The sequence below is a fragment of the Methyloglobulus sp. genome (assembly GCF_046714055.1).
Classification (GTDB): Bacteria; Pseudomonadota; Gammaproteobacteria; order Methylococcales; family Methylomonadaceae; genus Methyloglobulus.
Map to the genome: position 1 here is coordinate 1 of NZ_JBKKBJ010000138.1, position 20,949 is coordinate 20,949.

General features: G+C 46.7%; 16 protein-coding genes. 3 read left to right on the forward strand and 13 right to left on the reverse strand.

The annotated features are described in order from the left end of the window. Window positions 1-76: 76 nt before the first annotated feature. From recJ to ACLQ6D_RS08450, 10 genes are all read right to left on the reverse strand, one after another. Window positions 77-1,822, reverse strand: coding sequence for a single-stranded-DNA-specific exonuclease RecJ (gene recJ / locus ACLQ6D_RS08405; protein WP_411726849.1), 1,746 nt, complete (start codon window positions 1,820-1,822; stop codon window positions 77-79). 194 nt (window positions 1,823-2,016) lie between these two features. Continuing rightward, window positions 2,017-2,370, reverse strand: a complete 354-nt coding sequence (gene rsfS, locus ACLQ6D_RS08410) for a ribosome silencing factor (protein ID WP_411726835.1) — start codon at window positions 2,368-2,370, stop codon at window positions 2,017-2,019. 25 nt (window positions 2,371-2,395) lie between these two features. Continuing rightward, entirely contained in the window at window positions 2,396-3,037 is a 642-nt protein-coding gene (gene nadD / locus ACLQ6D_RS08415; RefSeq protein WP_411726836.1) for a nicotinate-nucleotide adenylyltransferase, read from the reverse strand. Further along, on the reverse strand, window positions 3,038-4,276 hold the full coding sequence (locus ACLQ6D_RS08420) for a glutamate-5-semialdehyde dehydrogenase (protein WP_411726850.1): 1,239 nt from the start codon (window positions 4,274-4,276) through the stop codon (window positions 3,038-3,040). A gap of 617 nt (window positions 4,277-4,893) precedes the next feature. Further along, complete coding sequence (locus tag ACLQ6D_RS08425; RefSeq protein ID WP_411726837.1) at window positions 4,894-5,904, reverse strand: NAD-dependent epimerase; 1,011 nt, start codon at window positions 5,902-5,904, stop codon at window positions 4,894-4,896. A 40-nt stretch (window positions 5,905-5,944) separates the two neighbouring features. Then, window positions 5,945-7,288, reverse strand: a complete 1,344-nt coding sequence (locus ACLQ6D_RS08430; protein WP_411726838.1) for a UDP-glucose dehydrogenase family protein — start codon at window positions 7,286-7,288, stop codon at window positions 5,945-5,947. A 558-nt stretch (window positions 7,289-7,846) separates the two neighbouring features. Next, a complete protein-coding gene (locus ACLQ6D_RS08435) occupies window positions 7,847-10,102 on the reverse strand; it encodes a PAS domain S-box protein (protein WP_411726839.1) in 2,256 nt (751 codons plus the stop codon). Window positions 10,103-10,319: 217 nt separating this feature from the next. Further along, complete coding sequence (locus ACLQ6D_RS08440) at window positions 10,320-11,117, reverse strand: sterol desaturase family protein (protein WP_411726840.1); 798 nt, start codon at window positions 11,115-11,117, stop codon at window positions 10,320-10,322. Window positions 11,118-11,207: 90 nt separating this feature from the next. Next, the gene (locus ACLQ6D_RS08445) at window positions 11,208-11,696 is read right to left on the reverse strand and encodes a PAS domain-containing protein (RefSeq protein WP_411726841.1); all 489 of its coding nucleotides are present in this window, start codon (window positions 11,694-11,696) and stop codon (window positions 11,208-11,210) included. Beyond that, window positions 11,693-12,193 (reverse strand): SRPBCC family protein, encoded by a 501-nt coding sequence (locus ACLQ6D_RS08450; RefSeq protein ID WP_411726842.1) that lies wholly within the window; start codon window positions 12,191-12,193, stop codon window positions 11,693-11,695. The genes ACLQ6D_RS08445 and ACLQ6D_RS08450 overlap by 4 nt, the downstream gene beginning before the upstream one ends. A gap of 348 nt (window positions 12,194-12,541) precedes the next feature. Between ACLQ6D_RS08450 and msrA the strand changes: the two genes are divergently transcribed. Together msrA and ACLQ6D_RS08460 are read left to right on the forward strand one after the other, a co-directional pair. Next, window positions 12,542-13,156: a peptide-methionine (S)-S-oxide reductase MsrA gene (msrA, locus tag ACLQ6D_RS08455; protein WP_411726843.1), complete on the forward strand. Its 615-nt coding sequence runs from the start codon at window positions 12,542-12,544 to the stop codon at window positions 13,154-13,156. A 307-nt stretch (window positions 13,157-13,463) separates the two neighbouring features. Then, entirely contained in the window at window positions 13,464-13,901 is a 438-nt protein-coding gene (locus tag ACLQ6D_RS08460) for a hypothetical protein (protein WP_411726844.1), read from the forward strand. 303 nt (window positions 13,902-14,204) lie between these two features. Here the strand turns inward: ACLQ6D_RS08460 and putA are convergent, their stop codons facing one another. Next, window positions 14,205-17,321 carry a bifunctional proline dehydrogenase/L-glutamate gamma-semialdehyde dehydrogenase PutA gene (gene putA, locus ACLQ6D_RS08465; RefSeq protein WP_411726845.1) on the reverse strand — a complete coding sequence of 1,039 codons (3,117 nt, stop codon included), beginning with the start codon at window positions 17,319-17,321 and terminating at the stop codon, window positions 14,205-14,207. 1,147 nt (window positions 17,322-18,468) lie between these two features. On the opposite strand from putA, the gene ACLQ6D_RS08470 reads away from it, so the two are divergent. Next, window positions 18,469-19,815, forward strand: a complete 1,347-nt coding sequence (locus ACLQ6D_RS08470; protein WP_411726846.1) for a hypothetical protein — start codon at window positions 18,469-18,471, stop codon at window positions 19,813-19,815. Between the two features lie 6 nt (window positions 19,816-19,821). On the opposite strand, the gene ACLQ6D_RS08475 is transcribed toward ACLQ6D_RS08470, so the two are convergent. Next, window positions 19,822-20,418: a transposase gene (locus ACLQ6D_RS08475; RefSeq protein WP_411726847.1), complete on the reverse strand. Its 597-nt coding sequence runs from the start codon at window positions 20,416-20,418 to the stop codon at window positions 19,822-19,824. A gap of 5 nt (window positions 20,419-20,423) precedes the next feature. Then, window positions 20,424-20,858, reverse strand: coding sequence for an IS110 family transposase (locus ACLQ6D_RS08480; protein WP_411726848.1), 435 nt, complete (start codon window positions 20,856-20,858; stop codon window positions 20,424-20,426). Window positions 20,859-20,949: the final 91 nt, after the last annotated feature.

Genomic DNA, 20,949 nt, shown 5'->3' on the forward strand with positions numbered 1-20,949 from the left:
TCCCTCAAGGGAGAAGGAACTCAACCGCTTAATTTAATGACATTATCCCAGAGGGAAAAAGTTTTAATAACGCCCCCTATGCCACTTTCTCCAGGTATTGCACCAACAGTTGCACACTGCGTTGCCCCCTGAACTCATTGACATCCAACTTATAAGCCGCGTTACAAACCCTGAGGCCCAACCATTGCTCAGGCTTATCGACAAAAAAGGCGATGCCATCGAGCAAAACATTTCCGTTGGGTTTTCTCATGACCAGCTTTAAATGTTGTTGTCCGACGATGCGCACCTGAATAATATCGAAGATTCCATGGAAAACTGGCTCAGGAAACTCATGCCCCCAAGTCGCGGCGGTTTGTAACAGTTCGGCCAGTTCGAGGGTCATGTCTTGTTCTGCCAGTTCGCCATCTGACCAAACTTTCTGTTCCAGATCGACATTCGCCAAGCGCTTTCTTACCATTTCATCAAAGGCCATGGCAAAAGCCGGATAATCATGCATAGCAATACTTAACCCTGCCGCCATTGCGTGACCGCCAAACTTGTTTAACAGCTTAGGGTGAATAGCCGCAATATCGCTTAATACGTCACGGATATGCACACCAGAAATCGACCTTGCAGAACCTTTGATCAGATCTTTTCCGGCGGGTGCAAAGGCAATAACAGGCCGGTGCAACTGGTCTTTGATGCGCGATGCCAAAATACCGATAATACCTTGGTGCCACAACTCATCAAACAGGCAGACACCCGCAGGCAAGTAATGTTCATCGAGGGCTTTCATTTCGCCCAATAAAGCCAGGGCTTCGTGTTTCATTTGCCCTTCAATCTCTTTACGGTCATTATTCAAATCATCCAATTGCAGTGCCATGGTTTTGGCGAGAGCAGTATCTTCCGTCAATAAACATTGGATGCCCAACGACATATCATCCATACGTCCCGCCGCATTCAGCCTGGGGCCTAAGGCAAATCCCAAATCTGCGGCAACGAGTGTGAGCGGATTTCTGCCGGATACCTCAATAAGCGCTTGCAAGCCCGGATGGCAACGTCCCATGCGAATTCTCGTCAAGCCCTGATAGACCAATATGCGATTAACCTGATCCAAAGCGACAACATCAGCAACCGTACCTAACGCGACATAATCAAGCAGTTGCGCCAAATTGGGTTCTAATCTTTGCTGTTGTTCGAACCATTGCTGTTCCCGTAGCCGACTTCTTAAGGCCATCAGCACATAAAACATCACGCCCACACCCGCAAGCGCCTTGCTGGGAAAGACATCGTCTGGAAGGTTTGGATTCACGATAGCATCCGCCGGAGGCAGCTCTTGCCCCGGCAAATGATGATCGGTCACCAGGACTTTTATACCGGCGTCCTGCGCCGCTTTAACGCCTTCTATGCTGGATATGCCGTTATCGACGGTCATGATGACATCTGGCGTATGAAGCCTGGCTAACCCAACAATTTCTGGTGTCAAACCGTAACCGTATTCAAAACGGTTGGGGACAACAAATGTTACCTCCCCTGCCCCCAATAATTGGAGGCCTTTGACGGCAACCGCGCAACTGGTCGCACCATCGGCATCAAAATCAGCGACGATGGTGATTTTTTGCTGGTCTTTGATGGCGGTTATCAAATGCGACACCATATCTTCCATACCCGATAACAACCACGGCGACGGCAGCTTATCTAACGCCCTATCCAGTTCGGTTGTGGACTTGATGCCCCTGGCCGAAAATATCCGCTGTAACAAAGGATGGATGTCGCCGTGTGACCACTTGTTTTTATCGACTGGCCGTACAGCAATCGTTTTTTTTACGCCTTGTAAATACATAAAATGGCAATAGGCCCTGTCCATTGTGGTTTATAAAGATCAGCTTATACTGTCAGTCACAGATAGTGTAATACCCGCAAATCAAAATTTGGTTTAAGGGCATGCGTTAATACGCTCGATTGCCAGGCCACTGCATACTGATGAGCCAAGAAATCCTGGAGTACGCGAACTTGTGATTTTCACAGTGGCTACATTCAACCCGCTTGCTTTTCGATTTCCTTGGGCCTATCCACCGACCATAATTTTTCCAGTTGATAAAAGTCCCGTGCCTGGGTGGTCATGGCATGGACGATGACATCGCCCAAATCCAACAGGACCCAATCATCTCCAGGGCCGCCTTCCAATCCTAAGGGTTTAACTCCGTTTTCTTCAACTTTCGTCGAGACATGCTCGCACATTGACATCAAATGCCGGTTGGAAGTGCCTGTCACCATCACCATGTAGTCGGTAAAGCTGGTTTTGTCCCACACGTCCAAGGTAGTGACCTGTAGTCCTTTGCGTTCGTCCAATTCATCTTGGACAATTTTCAATAGTTTTTCTGCTTGCATTCCTGTTCCCAATGATTAATTCATTTTAATACGCTGTTTGCGCTGTTTGTGTTTGATAAAGCTGGTGTTGTTTGATGTATGCTATCACGGCATCGGGCAATAAAAATCCCGGATTTCGTTCGTTAGCAATCATATTTCTTATAGCCGTTGCGGAAATATCAAGTTGTGTTATCGGCTGAAAATACAGTTTCCCGGCCAACTGTTCTGACAGATCTTGTTTGTTGGCGATTTGTCTGGCTGCAAAAAAATCATCGAGTTGCCGCACTGTAAATCCTGGTCGAGTCAACACAATGATATGCACAAAATCAAGTAGCCGTTGCCATTGATACCAGCACGTTAGCTGATTGAAAGCATCGCTGCCGATAAACAGCAACAAAGGCTGATCAGGAAATTCCTGCCTTAATGATTCCAGCGTAATAACCATATAGGAAGTCCCTACCCTGTCTATTTCGCGGGTATCAATAATAAGGCCGGGCTGATTTTCAATGGCTAGCTTCAACATCTGCACACGCAGTTTGGCAGGTGCGTGTGGCAGGTTTCTATGCGGCGGTTGTGAACTAGGAATTAACCTGACTTCATCGAGTCCGAAGATTTCTTTGACTTCCAATGCTGAACGAAGATGTCCATAATGAACCGGATCGAAGGTGCCACCAAAAATGCCAATCATCTATTGCCTGATATGGCCATCGCCCAGGACGATATACTTCAGTGAGGTCAATCCTTTTAATCCAACCGGGCCACGGGCATGGAGCTTATCCGTGCTGATGCCAATCTCAGCGCCCAAGCCGTACTCAAAACCGTCGGCAAAGCGGGTTGAAGCATTCACCATCACCGAGCTGGAATCGACTTCCCGCAAAAAGCGCCGTGCCTTGCTGTAATCCTCAGTCACAATCGCATCGGTATGTAGGGAGCCGTAATGATTGATATGCTCGATTGCCTCATCCAAGCTGTTGACTATTTTGATCGATAAAATGGGCGCCAGATACTCAGTCAACCAATCCTCTTCTGTCGCCCTGATACAAGCAGGAATTAACGAGCAGGTCTTTGGACAACCACGCAGTTCCACACCTTTCTCAAGATACTGTTCAGCCAAGGTAGGCAACACTTTTGCGACAACGCTTTCTGCAACCAATAAGGTCTCCATCGCATTACAAACGCCATAACGATGGGTTTTGGCGTTCACCGCAATAGTAATGGCCTTATCAATATCCGCGTTGTCATCAATGTACACATGGCAAACGCCATCCAAATGTTTAATGACGGGAATCGTCGCATCCTTGGAAATACGTTCGATCAAGCCCTTGCCGCCCCTGGGCACAATCACATCCACATATTGATTCATGGTAATCAATTCACCGACAGCCTGTCGGTCAGCAGTCGCGACAATCTGCACGGCCGCTACAGGCAATCCAGCCTCGGTCAAACCTTTAGCAATACACGCCGCAATCGCCTGATTGGAATAGATAGATTCAGAACCGCCCCTTAAAATACAGGCATTACCGGATTTAAGGCATAACGCGGCGGCATCGACCGTGACATTCGGGCGCGATTCATAAATAATGCCAATGACCCCCAAAGGAACCCGCATTTGACCGACCTGTATACCGCTGGGCCGGTAACTTAAATCGGTGATTTCCCCCACAGGATCAGGCAAGGCAGCGACTTGCTTTAATCCTTCGACCATCGCCTGTATGCTTTTCGGTGTTAGCGCCAATCTATCCAACATGGCCGTATCCAAGCCGTTCGCTTTGCCAGCCGCCAAATCTTTTTGGTTTTCGCTGACCAATAACTCAGCGCTAGCTTCGATAACCTCGGAAATCTTCAACAAAGCCAGGTTTTTTTTACCGGACTCGGTGCGGCTGATTTCCCGTCCGGCTATTCTGGCCTTTACGCCAAGATCGTTCATGTATTCTTTGATGTTCACTGCGTTTATTACTCGCTTAAAACTATTAAATCATTATATCGGCTAATCCTGGTTTATGACAGGAGTAAGGTAGGCAATAAAAATTAAGGGGAAAGGTCAGGTATGGTTCTTTTGATTGAAACCCCACAACTGATTTTAATGATAGGATTAACCAATTATTCCATTATAGATTCGAGTGTTTGTTTTAATGGTTCAAGATGGGTTTGCACGGTTTCCCAGGCCATCACAGGCCGGCTGGGTGGCTTCATGGGCTGACTGTCATTTGTTGGGGTTGTCGTTATTGCCTCATTTCAGCGCTATCTCGGCACGACTAAAATTCGGGGGTGGATAGTGGAATTATTAGGGATGCCCATAAAACAATCGTTCAAAAGCAGAAGTCGATTGATTCTTGCAAAATGTTTCAATAGGGATGTGATTGCTCGATACATTAAAGAGTTTGCGCCCAGAGGACGGTCAAAGATTGTAGGCCCTAACGCATGTGGCGTGATATTGCAGCTCTTAATATCCACACAAAAGACCTGATAAAGCATATACAGGAACTCCTTGGGATCAAGCTCTCTCCTCGACACCAAAACCGTTCAGTAGGTTGTTTTGATTTTTTAACAAGCCTTGTACAACGCTTTGTACCACTCCACAAATGCGTTAACGCCAACCTCAAGTGGCGTGCTCGGTTTGTAGTCAAATTCAGCGATTAAATCGGATACATCGGCATAGGTATCGGGAACGTCGCCGGGTTGCATCGGCAAAAAATTCTTGATGGCTTTTTTGCCTATGGCGTTTTCCAACGCTTCAATAAAGTGCAATAAATGCACCGGGTTATTGTTTCCGATGTTGTAGACCCGGTAAGGCGAGGTGCTGGTGCCAGGATCGGGGTTTTCGCTAGCCCAGTTGGGATTGGCTTGTGCAGGTTTATCCACCACTTTGGTCACGCCGGTAACGATATCGTCGATATAGGTGAAATCGCGTCTGTGATTGCCATAATTGAACACATCAATCGGTTTGCCCTGCATGATATTGTGGGCAAACAGGATGGGCGACATATCGGGCCTGCCCCAAGGCCCATAAACGGTGAAAAAACGTAACCCAGTGGTTGGCAAGTTATACAAGTAGCTGTAAGTGTGTGCCATCAATTCATTGGCTTTTTTACTGGCCGCATAGAGCGAGACGGGATGATCAACATTATCGTGCACCGAAAAAGGCATCCGAGTATTGGCACCGTACACCGAGCTTGAAGAAGCGTAGACCAAATGTTCAATGTTATGGTACCTGCATCCTTCCAATATATTGATAAACCCAACAATATTGGAATCGATATAAGCATGGGGGTTAGTAATGGAGTATCTGACCCCAGCCTGGGCAGCCAGATGTATCACCCGCTGCGGATTTTCTTTGGCAAATAAATCTGCCACTGCCTGTCTATCGGCGATATCCAGTTTTATGAATTTAAAGTGCGGGTAGGTTTGTAAACGCGCCAACCTAGCCAGTTTTAAATTGACATCGTAGTAATCGTTAAGATTATCTATGCCAATAACTTCATCGCCCCGATCCAGCAAGCGGATACCCTGCATGGAGCCGATGAATCCGGCGGCGCCTGTCACTAATATTTTCAAAATCTATACTCTTGATTACTGTTACAACGGACGATATTAATTAACCGGATACCGAACTGGTCACTGGCCTTCCAATACAGTAATAAGTGAGTCCGGCGGCCTTTAACTGTTTGGGTTCATAAAGGTTACGGCCATCAAACACGACCGCCGCTTTAAGTTTAAGTTTTAATTGCGCAAAGTCTGGACTCCAGAAATTTTTCCATTCGGTGACAACACAAAGCGCATCGGCATTATTGAGTGCCTCCGTCTGGGTCTTGCACAAAACCAGGCCGGCCTTGTTTCCGTAGATTCTTTTTGCTTCTGCCAAGGCTTCTGGATCATAAGCCTGCACAGTTACGCCGGCATCTATCAATGCTTCCAATAGGACACGGCTCGGCGCTTCGCGCATATCATCTGTTTTCGGCTTGAAGGATAAGCCCCATAAAGCGAAGGTTTTACCTTTAAGCTGCCCATTAAAGTGTTGATGTATTTTGTTAAATAGAACATGTTTCTGTCTTTCATTGACACGCTCAACCGCACCCAGAAGTTCCGCTTGGTAGCCCAGTTCTTTGGCCGTCCGTTCCAACGCCTTAACATCTTTGGGGAAACAGGAGCCGCCATAACCACAACCTGGATAGATAAAGTGGTAGCCAATGCGGCTGTCCGCGCCAATGCCATTACGGACCCTTTCAATATCCGCGCCCAAATGTTCGGCTAGGTTGGCCAGTTCATTCATGAAACTGATTTTTGTTGCCAACATGGCATTGGCAGCATATTTGGTGAGTTCCGCCGAACGCACATCCATGTCGATGATACGCTCATGACTCCGGTTAAAAGGCGTGTATAGCGCTTTTAAAAGCTCAGTCGTCCTGGGATTGTCTGTGCCGATAATGATACGATCCGGCTTCATAAAGTCGGCGATGGCCGAACCCTCTTTTAAAAATTCAGGGTTTGAAACCACATCGAATTCAATGTCTACGCCTCTGGCGGTTAAAGCTGTTTCAATGAGGCTTTTGACCTTATCGGCCGTACCGACAGGAACGGTCGATTTATCGACGACGATACGGTATTCAGTCACGTGTTCCGCAATCGCCTTGGCTACTGATAACACATATTGCAAGTCTGCCGAGCCATCCTCATCAGGCGGTGTGCCTACAGCGATGAACTGAAATAACCCATGCTCTACAGCCATTTTCGCATCGCTGGTAAAACGTAACCGTCCTGACTGATAGTTTTCTTTGACCATCGCTTCCAGACCAGGTTCGTAGATAGGGATGACACCCTGATTAAGCTGATCAATTTTTTTTTGGTCGATATCCATGCAGAGCACATCGTTGCCGACTTCCGCAAGACACGTACCCGTTACCAGACCGACATAACCTGTTCCAAAGATAGTAATTTTCATTTTGTTATTTTATAGTTAAAGGAGATTCAACTCCGAAGTGCGACTCCAGTATTCATGCAGCTTCTTGTCCATTATCGCCAAACGATACCACATGAGGGGATTTATAGTTTGGCGTTTTTCAAGGACGATGATTAAGTCGAGTCATGACCTCCTCGAGCTGCCCGTCGGTTATATTCTCAAAACTGCTGCCTTTGGTAAAGTATTCCCTGATCAAGCCATGGGTGTTTTCATTCAGCCCACGCTCCCAGGAATGATAGGGATGTGCAACATGTTTAGCCCCACGATTAAGTGGGCTGAGTTAGTTATCTACAATGTCGTTTTAAATTAAAACTTTTAACAGGTCATTGGCTGTGCGATTGAAGTACATAAAACTTTACCTATACATGCGCTTGATCCACACAATGTCGGCTGCTCATCACAATACTATAGTCATGCTAAGAGATGGGCACAGCGTTTTGTACTTTAAACCTCCGTGTTGTTCGTGACCTTCGTGGTAAAAATTCCTTAGCTGTTCATAATATCAGTTTAATAAAACTGACTTGCCAAAGCATGGTGGCTTCACCCGCATTTAAAAATCATTAACGTAATATCATCGTCAAAAGAGGTTCTTTGGCAAAACTGCTGTAAGGCTGCAAATAGTGAATCAATGATGGTTTGCGGGGTCTCCTGAGCATTTTGCAATAAAACGGCCTTAACGCGCTCCAGGCCGAAAAACTCCTTATTGGCGTTTTCAGCTTCGATCAAGCCATCGGTATAAAATAGGATCAAATCACCCTTCGCAAGCGTTGTCGTTTTCTCTTCAAAAACGACATCTTTTCTGACCCCTAATATTAAGCCTTCAGCGTCCAGTCCCTTAAATTCCCGTTGCACCCGACTGAGCAACAGGGGCCGCGGATGCCCGGCATTGGCAAATCTTAAATGGCGCTTGTTGATGTCGACTTGCAAATAAAACAAAGTGATGAAGTAGTCTGATTTATCTAAATCGTCAAACAGGAAATTATTCAGGACACCCAGCGTTTCTGCAGGAGTCGCCAATAGATTGGTCTGCGCACGGATAGCGCTGCGGGTTTCAACCATGAACAGGGCGGGGCCGATCGAATGGCCGGAAACATCTGCAATAACCATATCCAGTTGGGTTTCATTTCGAAAAAAATAATCAAAATAGTCGCCGCCAACTTTATCGGCGGGCAAGCAAAAGCCTGTCACTTCAAAACCGTCCGATTTAATGGGAACGGAGGGCGATAAAGTGGCTTGAATTTGTTGGGCAATCCTGATTTCATTCTGCGCAATCGCTAAGTTGACTTGCGCCTGGCGAATTTGTCGCTCCGCCGCTTTACGGCCGGAAATATCGTGGATGAAGCCGCTAAAGATATAAGCGTTGCCGAGTTTCAAGGGCGAAACACTCAGTTCGACTGGGAATTCAGTGCCGTCGCGGCGTAAGGCGACTTGTTCCGACTGTCTATTTAATATGGAGCCAACGCCAGTTTGTAAAAATGTGAGTAAACCCCGACGGTGTGCATTGTGCAAACGGGGGGGGATGATCAATTCGTCAAGACGCTGGCCTATCGCTTCATCATGTGACCAACCGAACATTTTTTCAGCACGTTGGTTCCAATCGGTAATGATGCCATAAGAATCCATGATAACGATCGCATTGATCGAGCTTTCGATAATCTGTCTTGTGCGTTTTTCAGACTCTATCAGCGCCTCCTGAAAATGTATCCTGGCGGTAATATCCCGGTCAACACCTCGCCATTTAAGCAGTTCCCCCCGCGCATTGATGATCGGCAAGCCAGTCGATTCGGTCAGCACTTCATGCCCATCTTTATGCTGATAGTGATTGATCAGGGCATAAAAAGGTTGTTGGCTTGCGATGTAAGGTGTTTGGGTTGCTTTGTCCTGGGCGGTTAAAAATTCTGTGTAATGTTTGCCGATGATTTGTTTCTGGCTGAAACCCAGAATTTGTTTCACTGCGTTACTGCTATAGAGGTAATAACCGTTGGGGTCTTGTTCCCATAACCATTCGCCGGTCATTTCCGCCATTTGCCGAAAACGTTCTTCACTTTCAGTCAATGCGGATTCAACTTCTTTCCGTCGGGTGATGTCTTCTTCAACGGCAAGAAAATGTGTGATTTCCCCAGCACTATTTTTTATGGCGCTAATGCTCTCGTAGACCCAGTAAAGTTCGCCACTTTTCTTTTGGTCTTGAATTTCTCCCCGCCACTCTCCAGTGTTAAGCAGCATTTCCCACATCGTTTGATAGTGTTCTGAGGACATGTTGCCGGATTGTAGCATTTTGGGATTTTGGCCGAGTAATTCATCGGCGGTGTAGCCACTAAGTTCGGTCAATTTTGGATTGACATAGCCTATTCGTCCAGTACGGTCAGTAATCATCATTGCACTGGCGCTTTGTTCAACAACCCTGTGCATCATAAAAAGATCATTGTCTGGTTTGATTGCTTGAATCAGTAAAATAATGTCCGTGTTTTTCGACTGTTGGCTGGGTAGAGGGGAAATAGAGAATAATACGTGAATCCTGTGCTGCGCTTGCGTGATTATTTCGCCTTCAAAACAGTTATCGGCAGGACTGTTGTCCATCTTTGCTATGGCTGCCTGCCATAACGTCATTTCTTTTTTTGTTGCGAAGAGTCGGGCTAGCGGTAGATCGATGAGTTCTTTTTCACTAAAACCGAGAAGGTCTGCGACAGGGCGATTGACTTGGAGAATACGGGGAAAAGGGGGCGCTGTCCCATCAGGATGCCCGATTCTGATGATGATCATATTAAAGCTGAGATTATCTAAAATATGGTACATGAGTGGGACTTGGATGCTATAGATGATTCGATCATGTGAGAAAGACTAAGCATTAAAGCGCAACGTTTTTACTGGAAGGTGGGTTCAACTTAAATAAGCCAGATTCAAATTCGAAGCGCAATCGTTAATGGTGGTTTAGTGTATCCACACCAGTTTCTTAGGGTAGCGCTATCCACTTAACTATTTCGAACGATTGTCATGCCAGTGGTTGCCTACCTTATAGCTTGCGGCCTTTGGGGATCATCTGAAATAGCTTCTTGATAGTACGTTCCGTAATAAACGCCAGAAAAAAAAGTTGCAAGAAATTTTCCGCCGCAAGGATATCTAAGCCGATTTTTTTGGGTACCAGATCCTTACGGGAGCCAAACAATTTATCCCAAAATGCCAGGACGATGCCATAGTTACTGTCATGTTCACTTCGCAGGGTTGAATGATGGGTGCGGTGCAGGTAAGGGGTGATGATAAATTCTGACAAACGCTTTTCATTGTTGAAGGTAATGTTGGAATGGTGGAAGAAAATGAAAAACGATTGTACGCTTTCCATCACAAGTACAAGGTAAGCATCTACCCCAATAATTACGACGAACGCACACTTGTAGAGGATTTCAAAAAACAGGTCTATAACGTGAAAACGAAAGCCAGTGGATGTGTTAAAGCTTTTGTCGCTGTGATGCACCTTATGAAACCGCCACAGAAACTCATACTTATGGCTGGCAACGTGCCAGGCGTAGATCGCCAGATCATATAAGAGGAACGCCAATATCCACTTGACCGGATGGTTTCCCATACCGCTCAAGAGCCCATGTGACGAGAATTGTTGTGCCACAAAAAACAAGGATGTCGCCCGGAGTACCGTCAGGATGATGTTATTGAACAGGAATGCGGTGGTGTTGGTGACAAAAGATTCCTTTTTGATTTTATTGGTAAAGTGACGATAAGGCTTCAGTTTTTCCACGACTACCAAAGCGATGAAAGCAAGAATGGCCAAGCCAAATAAAATTTGACTAGGAAGCATGTTAACGGTGTCGTTTTGCATATATTAAACAACCTCTTGAAAATACTCTAAAAAAATAACCTACCATTATATAGGAATGGTCAATTATGTTTAATCATCATTCACAGTGCTATCTTGATCATCACCTGGAGCCAGCGCATCACTCAATAAGCGGTTAAGTTCCTGAATTTCATTCTTGGCCTTTTCCTTATAGGTGACATCGTATTGCACCCCCAGAAAATAGATGACTTCCCCCTTACGGCTGAATAGTGGGATAATTTTTAGATGATTAAAAAACAATACGCCATCTTTTCGATAATTCCGTAAAGTGACCTCAATGGATTTATGATTCTTGATGGCCTCGGCAATTTGGAAACGTGCTGCTTGTTCTCGGTCGGAACCCTGTAGGAAACGGCAATTGTGCCCGATAATTTCTTTCTGGCTATAGCCAGTCAATCTTTCGAAGGAATGATTGGCATAAACAAGTGGCATCCCTTCCAGGTCTGGATCAGCGAGGGTCACGCCATTCACACATTCATCAAGTATGGATGTAAGAATTTGGGGTATTAAGCCCGTATCTTTTTCAACAATAAAACTCATGCCTTGACTCCTTGTGTCGATAGATTATTGGGCTCATCAGCCAATAAATTTTTGATGTTTTCCACTGTATTTTCCGCACCTTCCTCGATGGCCATGCGGATCAGTTTTTCAAAGGGCCACATGAACAGTTCCAGTTCCAGAAGCTCAAAGGAAAATTCAAGTTCTGTTAAATCCTGCTTCCCGTTATCTGAAAACTGGTAAGTGTTCCGAAACGGCGCATCCACACCCTTCAATGTCACTTTTCGGGGTGGTTCAAATTCGGACACTTCGAGGACTGACTCGACTTTTTGCCCTTGCTCTTGGCGTGTTTGCTGTGCTTTCGCACCCACAAAAATATCTGTCCCTGTCAGCGGCTTAAAATCTGAGACTTCCAGCGCCCATTTAGGATAGTTATCAAAAAACTTTTCGCCTACAAAATGAAAGACGAGCTTGACTGGTTTATTTATTTCAACACTGGCTCTGCCCACTACCGGATGAGAAATGTCGAATGGGAACATAATCTTTTCCTATCAAATTGACTTGCTGGCTTATGCCAGATTCAAGCCTTATGGCATTAAAAACAATTTACCCCTATTTGCAAGCATTGCAAATTAATAATACCTCAGGCATGCATGCTTATGATATTCACGACTTAGTCAGTTTGACTAGACTATTTGTGAGTTGGTTCACACTATGGGTGCAGAATAAATAACTTGAATTTTTGGTATTTACGGTTATATCCTGCTTATTCCGAAGCAATGTGACAACAGGCTAAAAATGTTGAAAGATAAGTATCCATAGCTAAAAGTGAGATCGTTAAAAAATTTGGACCCACAAAAAAGTAGGCTATGAAAAGGTGTTATCGAGTGAAAATTAAATTTTTGAAGGCTTTCTTCAAAGTTTTATTGGTTAATAGTTTGTTGCTGAGTGGAAGCTCGTCGGCTAAACAAGGGGCTGATAAAAACATGGCGGTTGCTATGTTTGCGGGTGGTTGTTTCTGGTGCATGGAGCCACCTTTTGATGCTTTGACTGGAGTTATCAGCACGATATCCGGTTACACGGGTGGACATACCGAAAACCCCACTTACAAGGAAGTTTCAAATGGAAAAACCGGGCATTCAGAGGCCGGGCAGGTGACTTATGATCCAGCCATGATGAGTTACGAAACACTCCTCGAAGTTTTCTGGCACAACATAGACCCGTTTGATGAGAAGGGCGAATTTTGCGACAGGGGCGATCAGTACAAAGCCACCATTTTTTACCTCGATGAGCAGCAAAAAAATCTTGCCGAAGCGTCAAAAGTCGTGATGGAGAAAAGGCTGCTCGACAAAGTCATTGTCACCTCAATAAAGCCTGCAGGGAAATTTTATCCCGCAGAAGATAACCATCAAAATTACTATTTAAAACACCCTATATTATATGAATTCTATCGCTTTACCTGTGGCCGCGACCGTCGTCTTAACAAAATTTGGAATGAATGAGCAAGCAATCAATGGAGCCAGGCGTTAATACCGTTAATTTTTCAATATATTAGTGGAAACCGCCAGTAAGGCTGATCCTTAACTTTTAACTTTTCCATAGTCTCTTAACGGCCAACTAACCTTGTGTTATTTGTTTGGCCTTTGGCCACACGACGTAACGAATAAATCGCCTGACCTAGCATAAGTTAGTTCCATACTGGGATATTTGGGAAGGCTTACATTTATTGACAACTAACAAATCGGTGTTAGGTTAATTTTGTTGCTAGTAGTTTTAGCTTTTTAAGTCAAACCTAATTAGGAGAAAATAATGCCTATCCGCAGATCTAAATTATTAGTGAGAATATTATCAGCTGTAAGTATTCTCTTTGGTCTTTTCTTTACTCAAAGTGCAATGGCAAGTGAACATGAAACTGCGTGCAAAGATCATATACAAAACAAAATCGCTTGGGATAGTAATTCACCCTACGAGAGATCCTCGAAATGGGAACAAGCCAACTTGGAAAGATTGTGTAAGGGAACAAAAAATCCTAAAGAGCCTGGAGAATGTTTCCATAAAGTAATGACAGGGCATGTCAAATGGGGTGCCAGTGATAAATGGGAATGGAAAAATGCTATCGGCCTTTGTGCAGGGACGGATAATTCTGATGAAAGGATTTCCTGTTTCAAAGGAAGGATAGAAACTGGAGAAAAGTGGGATGCTGCAATTTTACAATGCCAGTCAAGCGGTAAAATAGTGATTAGGTAATATTCATCACACAAAGGTTTTCCAGCAAAAAAATTCAAAGTAAGTATGCCGGATTAAAATTATGTGATCCGGCCTATTTTAAATCTACAATATATTCAGTCGAAAAATACCGGATACGTATTAAAAAGCACCCGTCTTCCTCGAACTGATTCGGACTTTTTTTAAAGTAAGCAATATGGCAAATAATCCGTAGGATTTGATGCAAACAATTCATCAATTAACTTAGTTGTGAAATCCATAATCTTTACTGATGTACACAGTGTTTGAATGTTTATGATTGGTGCATAAGTCAAGAGCTAAGTATCAACGCAAATCCCTCGCCAACAAACTTGCATTGCCGCCAATCGCAGCAGTATTGGTGGTGACAGTTTGTTCAACTGCGAAGCGACGCAAATAATCTGGGCCTCCAGCCTTTGGGCCGGAGCCGGAAAGCCCCATACCACCGAAAGGCTGTACCCCGACGACAGCGCCAATCATATTCCGGTTGACATAAATATTGCCGACTTTTGCGCCTTGCCGGATAACCTTTATGTTTGCATCAATACGGCTGTGTATACCCAGGGTCAGTCCGTAGCCGGTTGCATTGACCGCATCAATAACCTGCCCCAGTTCAGACGCGCCATAACGGACAAGATGCAATACCGGCCCAAATACTTCCTGGGTGAGCTGTGATAATGAGCTTATCTCTATCAGGCTAGGCGGGAAATAGCTGCCATATCGCAAGCTTTCATCTAAGGGCAGTTGATAAAGCAATTTAGCCCGCTGCTGCATTTTTTCCAGATGAACGTTTAATGGAACCAGCGCGGCGTGGTCAATGACGGGGCCTATATCGGTTTTATAAACACCGGGATCGCCTATAGATAATTCCTGCATGGCTCCTATCAGCATGACTATGGTTTTATCGGCGATTTCCTGTTGTACAAACAGCACACGCAAGGCTGAACAACGCTGACCAGCGCTGTTAAAAGCCGATACAATGGCATCTTGAACCAGTTGTTCCAGTAAAGCCGAACTATCTGCAATCATTACATTCTGACCCCCGGTTTCAGCAATCAACGGCACGATAGCCTGATGGTGTTGTGCCAACTGCCGGTTAATAAACTGTGCAGTTTTCGTGGAGCCCGTGAAAGCAACACCTGCAACTCTTGAATCCGGTAATAAGTGTTGCCCAGTCACACTGCCGCTTGCCGGTAAAAACTGTAATACCGTTTCGGGTATGCCCGCCAGATGCAATATTTCTACACAACGCATCGCTGTTAAGGAAGTTTGACTAGCGGGTTTTGCGATAACGGTATTGCCGGCGGCGAGGGCTGCCGTTATCTGGCCGATAAAAATGGCAATGGGGAAATTCCACGGACTGATACAAACATAGATGCCTCGACCATAGTGGTAGAGCAGATTTTCCTCGCCGGTAGGGCCGGGCAACTGTATCGGCAGACTGAACAGTTCGAGCGCAGATTGGGCATAATAACGGCAAAAATCTACGGCTTCCCTGACTTCTGCCAAAGCATCTTTGATGGTACGCCCACCTTCGCGACTACATAAAGAAACCAATTCCAGACGATGTTGTTCGAGAAGGTCGGCAGCCTTCTGCAAGCAATCTGCACGGGTTTCTACAGGACAAAGCCGCCATTCGGTAAACGCCTGTGCAGCGCCGTTTAATGCCAGTTCGATAGCCTCTTGGTTGGCGTAAATCACGCTGCCGACTGTCAATCGGTTATCGCATGGGTTAATAACGGGATGCTGTTCACCGGAATAATGACTGCCATTTATCAAGGGTGATGCCTGCCAGTGTTTATTGGCTAAAGTGTCCAGGTTTTGCGATAGCTGCTGTAGTAGTTCAGGGTCAGCCAGATTTAAGACTTGGGAATTTAGACGATGTTCGCCGTATATTGAGCCAGGCAATACACAAGAGGTTTTACTGGACGAGGTTTTTACCCGCTCTACAGGATCACGAACCAGTTCCTCAACGCTAATATCGGGATGGTCTATCTGATTGATAAAAGAAGTATTGGCGCCATTTTCCAGTAACCGCCTGACCAGATAGGGCAACAATTCATGGAAATGCCCGACCGGCGCATAAATCCGGCAAGGGATTTGCCACTGTTGGTTTTCAATGATTTCATGATAAAGCGGTTCTCCCATACCGTGTAGCCGTTGGAATTCATAACCGGGATGATGCTTGCCACTGTGATAGACAGCGGCGAGTGTATGGGCGTTATGGGTGGCGAACTGCGGATAAAAAACGTCAGGCCGGGACAGGATCTGTCGCGAACAAGCCAGATAGGATAAATCGGTCGCCGATTTATGCGTAAACACAGGGTAATTGCTCAGTCCATTTTCCTGGGCACGTTTTATTTCACTGTCCCAGTAAGCGCCCTTGACCAGTCGCAAAGGGATTTTGCAATGTCGGGATTTAGCCAATTCGGCCAGCCAGCGAATAACCGGTAAAGCCCTTTTTTGGTAAGCCTGCACCGCCAAACCTAATCCCGGCCAACCGCTTAAATCAGGATGCGTAAAAACGGCGGCAAAAATATCCAGGGACATGTCCAGACGTTCGGATTCTTCCGCATCGACGGTGATGGAAATATTGGCAGCGCGGGCCTTCAGTGCCAGAATCACCAGTTTATCAGTTAATTCCTTGACCGCACGGCTATGCTGCAATGGCTCATAACGTGGGCACAGTGACGATAATTTGACCGAAATGCCGGGATTGGCATAAATATCGGCGGACGGGGCATGTCCAGACAATGTTTCAATCGCTGAAAGGTAGGACTGGTAATAGCGTCCTGCATCATCTGCTGTTAAGGCCGCTTCGCCCAGCATATCAAATGAATAACGGTATACCGTTTCTTGCCCGCTTCGTTTGACTGCTTGTTGTATAGAGTCCGCGAAAACAAATTGCTCAGACAGGTACTGCATGGCTTGCTTTAAGGCAGACCGTATCAATGGTGCGCCCAGGCGCGACAACACAGACTCAAAGACTGGAAACCAATGTTTCTCTGACAGTAGCACATGTTCTTCAAATTGTCGGGTAAATAACAGGGCTTGGCTGGATAAATTGACCCAAAAGGAATCGCTGCGCTGCAAATGGTTTTGCCAGTCAGCATGGGTGAGTTTTTCCTGTAAAAACAGGTCTTGTGTGTAACTGTCGGGAATACGCAGCAAGGCTTCGGCAATGCCCATCAACACGATGCCTTCCTGTGAATTGAGCTGATATTCACGCAGGAATGCTTCGATTGAGGTTTGTCGGACTTTTTTTGCCCTGACTGCATCAACCAGCATTTTGGCGCAATCACCGACTATCGCTGGATCATAAGTGTCGAGACCCGCCAATAATGCACCCACAATTTCGTTTTCATCGGCTAAATAAGCCCGATTAATAGCGGCCCGTAATGTGGCAATTGTTCCATGGGTCATTTTATTCGTATCCTAATTTCTATAGGCCTCAAAAAACTGAAATCATCACAACATTTAAGTGGAAATCGGTCGATATGTTAAAGCCCACCAAATGATTGTCAGTCGTGAAGTGAATGAATATGAAGATAAATAATGTTGGATTGTTAGAACTGGCCCCGTTTTTTCCGTTGATTAAGCCCAGCCACGCGGTTTAGGCTTCGCAAAAACGTTAGGAAGCCCTTCCTTTATAGGTAACTGAAATGTTCATCTCAGTCAAACAGGTGATCCACTCTGACAGGGATGCATATACGTCATCCAGCGTGTCTGCGCTAAATACCTCTAGAATTCCATCTGTATTTTTCATTGTTTAGGTAACCAAAAGATAGGGCCTAGGACTAAGAGTGCATCTTAATCCTGTTTATCAACAGGTATCAACTATTTCCAGCAATTATCACTGCATAGTTGGTGAAGCTAGACACGAATCAAAATCGGAAGTTATGGGTGCCAAATCGAAACAGCGAAGCGGAACGGGGTTTGAAACCAATACCGTTAAGTTAAGGCAACAAACTCCCTCTCCTGCTGGACGACTTGCATGGATGCAGGAGGTAGGTGGAAAAATGCTCCTGCATTTTCCACATTCACTACTTCCCTGTAGTTTGGCAACGCAGGAGCAGTTGCCGAGAGGGTCGGGGTGAGGAGATTAAAATCAATTGTTTACCCCCTCATCCTAACCTTAACGGCGCAGATTCCCTACCTGCTACCGCACTTCCGCCATCCCTGGCGGTCGTCCCTCTAGGGAGAAGGGACTCAACCGCTTAACTTAACGGCATTGGTTGCAACCCCGTCCCGCGTGAGCTAGCAGTTTAGGAGGGGTGATGTGCGGTTTAGAACGGGGCTGCATAAAAAAATTGCTATCGAAAAATAATTCAGATACTATCGTGAAAAATCGAAAGATTGTTAAATGAAATACGCCTATTTTTTGGTTTTACGCAGTATTCCAAAACACCTGAAAAGGTGTCTACTTTGCGGTTAGGCCAAGAAAAAGGAGGAATCATGTCAGCTTATGTGCGCTCACCGCCCGGCGACCACTCACAGGATTGTCGTGGACATTCCAAGCAAGACACCCATTCCCAATTTCGGTTCTTCTCACTGCACAAAGGAGGGCGACATGTTACTACCACGTACGTTAGTGTACCTATTTGCGACTGGGATTTTTCTCCCCGCGAGTATTGGACTCAGCTCGTCCGCCTTCGCCAAAGATTTTGAGGTCTGGTTAGTCGATCAGTCCAATTCCAATGGCAAAACTTTCGGTGGGACTATCCATATTTATGATGGTGACGTTCTCAACGGGAAGGCGGCCGCATCGACAACTCCTACCGATGTTCTGGATCTCTCCGGAGCAACATCCGCTTTGTGCTTGGCGAGCACCGGGGCCAATCCTGTTCGTCCGCACATGCTGTTCTTCAATTCCACTCATAGCCATGCGATCTTGTCTTTTGTCACTAGCGGACACGTCGTGATTTTTAATGCGGCGACACGCACACCCGTAGCCTGCATTCGTACATCACCCGGCGCCGGTGGCGCTCGTCAAGCACATGCGGCTTCTCCTGCGCCGGATGACTCCTACATTCTGGTCTCGAATCAGAACGGGAAGTTACTCGAACGTATCGATGCTAACTTTGCGACCAATACGTTCACCTTGAATGCTCTGGCGACAATTAATCTGGCAACGTGTGTCACGCCTAATGGTGAGGACTGCCAGGATGTCGAGCTGAGGCCCGACAATGCGCCGATTGTCCCGATTGTCGATTCGAGCAGCACACTAGGGTTCATCACCTTGCGTGGTGGCGGCTTGTTCGTTGTCAATCCCAAGACAACGCCGATGCAGATTGTTGCCGAATATGACCGCACCACCGTGCATGGCAATGGCTTTGGAGGTGTCCAAGCGGCTGGCACTATGTTTGTGAACTCAGGCGGAGGGACGAGCACGAATCAGGATGAGTTCGACGTCTATGCGTTCCCGCTCTCAGGCTACAGTGCCGCAAATAGTCCCAACACTCCGACGCCTGAACTTCTGTATTCAGACGATGGTGGAGAGCGAGATTCGCATGGCATGACGGTGATGAAACATGAACGCTTTCTCTGGGTGCTTGATCGCGTTCAGAACATCGCGGAAATTTTTGACACAGAGACCGGCGCGAACATCAACACGGTTGATCTCAACATCGGAGGACCTGCCGGATTAGCTCCAGACCTTGCGGATGTGTCCCCGTCCGGGAATCGTATCTTTGTCTCCCTCCGCGGCCCCAACCCGCTCAGCGGTGACCCGCATGCCTCTACCGGGAGCACGCCGGGACTCGGGGTGATTAAAGTAAAGGAGCATGGTGCGCGTGGCGTGCTCAAGAGCGTCGTGCCGATTCATAACATCGATGCGGGCGGCATCGAGCGTGCCGATGCGCACGGTATTCGTGTCCGATTGAAAGGCCGTAAGATACTCTGTTCAAAATCAAGATAAATTTGGTCATTCGGCAATTATTGGAAAGGCATAAAACCGGGTGTTGTCGAAAGGCTGGTTGTGTTTCAACATGCCGTGGATCGCATGGAGCAATTTACGCATGACCGCGCAGATGGCTTGCAAAGGTTTCTTGCCGTTAGCCACGAGATGCTGGAAATACGCCTTGACGTGCGGGTCGTGTTGTTTGGCGCTCAAGGCCGGCATGTACAGGGCCGAACGGATATGGCGGTTGCCGGCCTTCGACAGCCGCGTTTTCTTGTGGACGCTTTTGCCGGACTCGAAAGCCTTGGGATCGAGGCCGGCAAACTTCACCCATTCCCGATGGGACAGGCCAGGCGGCGGCAACAGGAGTTCACCCATGAGCGCAATGGCGCTGGTTTCGGCGATGCCCTTGATGCCGGTCAGCAACGCCAGTGCCCGTTTGAGTTCGGGATATTGGCCAATCAAGGCCAGTGCTTCAGCGGTCAGGCGGTCGATGCGCTTCCCCAACTGGGCGGTCGCCAGGTTGGCATCCTTCAGCACCGCTTTCGGGGTCTCTTGGGTGGCGGTTAGCGTGTGCAGATGGTTCTTGGCGGCCGCTTTCTGTCCGGTCAGCGCATTCACGCTGGCTAAGCGAAACTGCGCACAGCGAGCTTCTCGTCGGTTGGCCGCGTCCAGGCGACGAAGTCCATGCGCTCGGCGTATTCGGCCAAGGTGTCGGCATCGACGGCATCGGTCTTGCTGTTTTTCAGCAACACCTTGGCAAAGTTGTGGGACGCTTTGGGGTTGACCACCATGAGCGGCACGCCGGCATCATGCAGGGCGACTGCCAAGTCGAAATGGTAAATGCCGGTGGCTTCCAGGCAGGTAATGATGCCAGGCAGTTTGACCAATTTTTTGACCAGTTGGGCACGTCCCGAAGGGGTGTTGGCGAATGTTTGTGGATCGAAGGGCTTGCCGTCCTTTCGGACCGCCAAGACCAATTCCTCAGAACCGACATCAATGCCTGCGAACAGCACCGGTTTTGACTCGGGTTGACGTTTAATAAGTTGAAGGTTTGGCATATTGGCTTGTAAGAAAAGAATTAAAGAAAGTAGACTACCCATTGGTCCCCGACCCTGCACATGCACCTACCAGCCTTGTGTATGCAGGCTC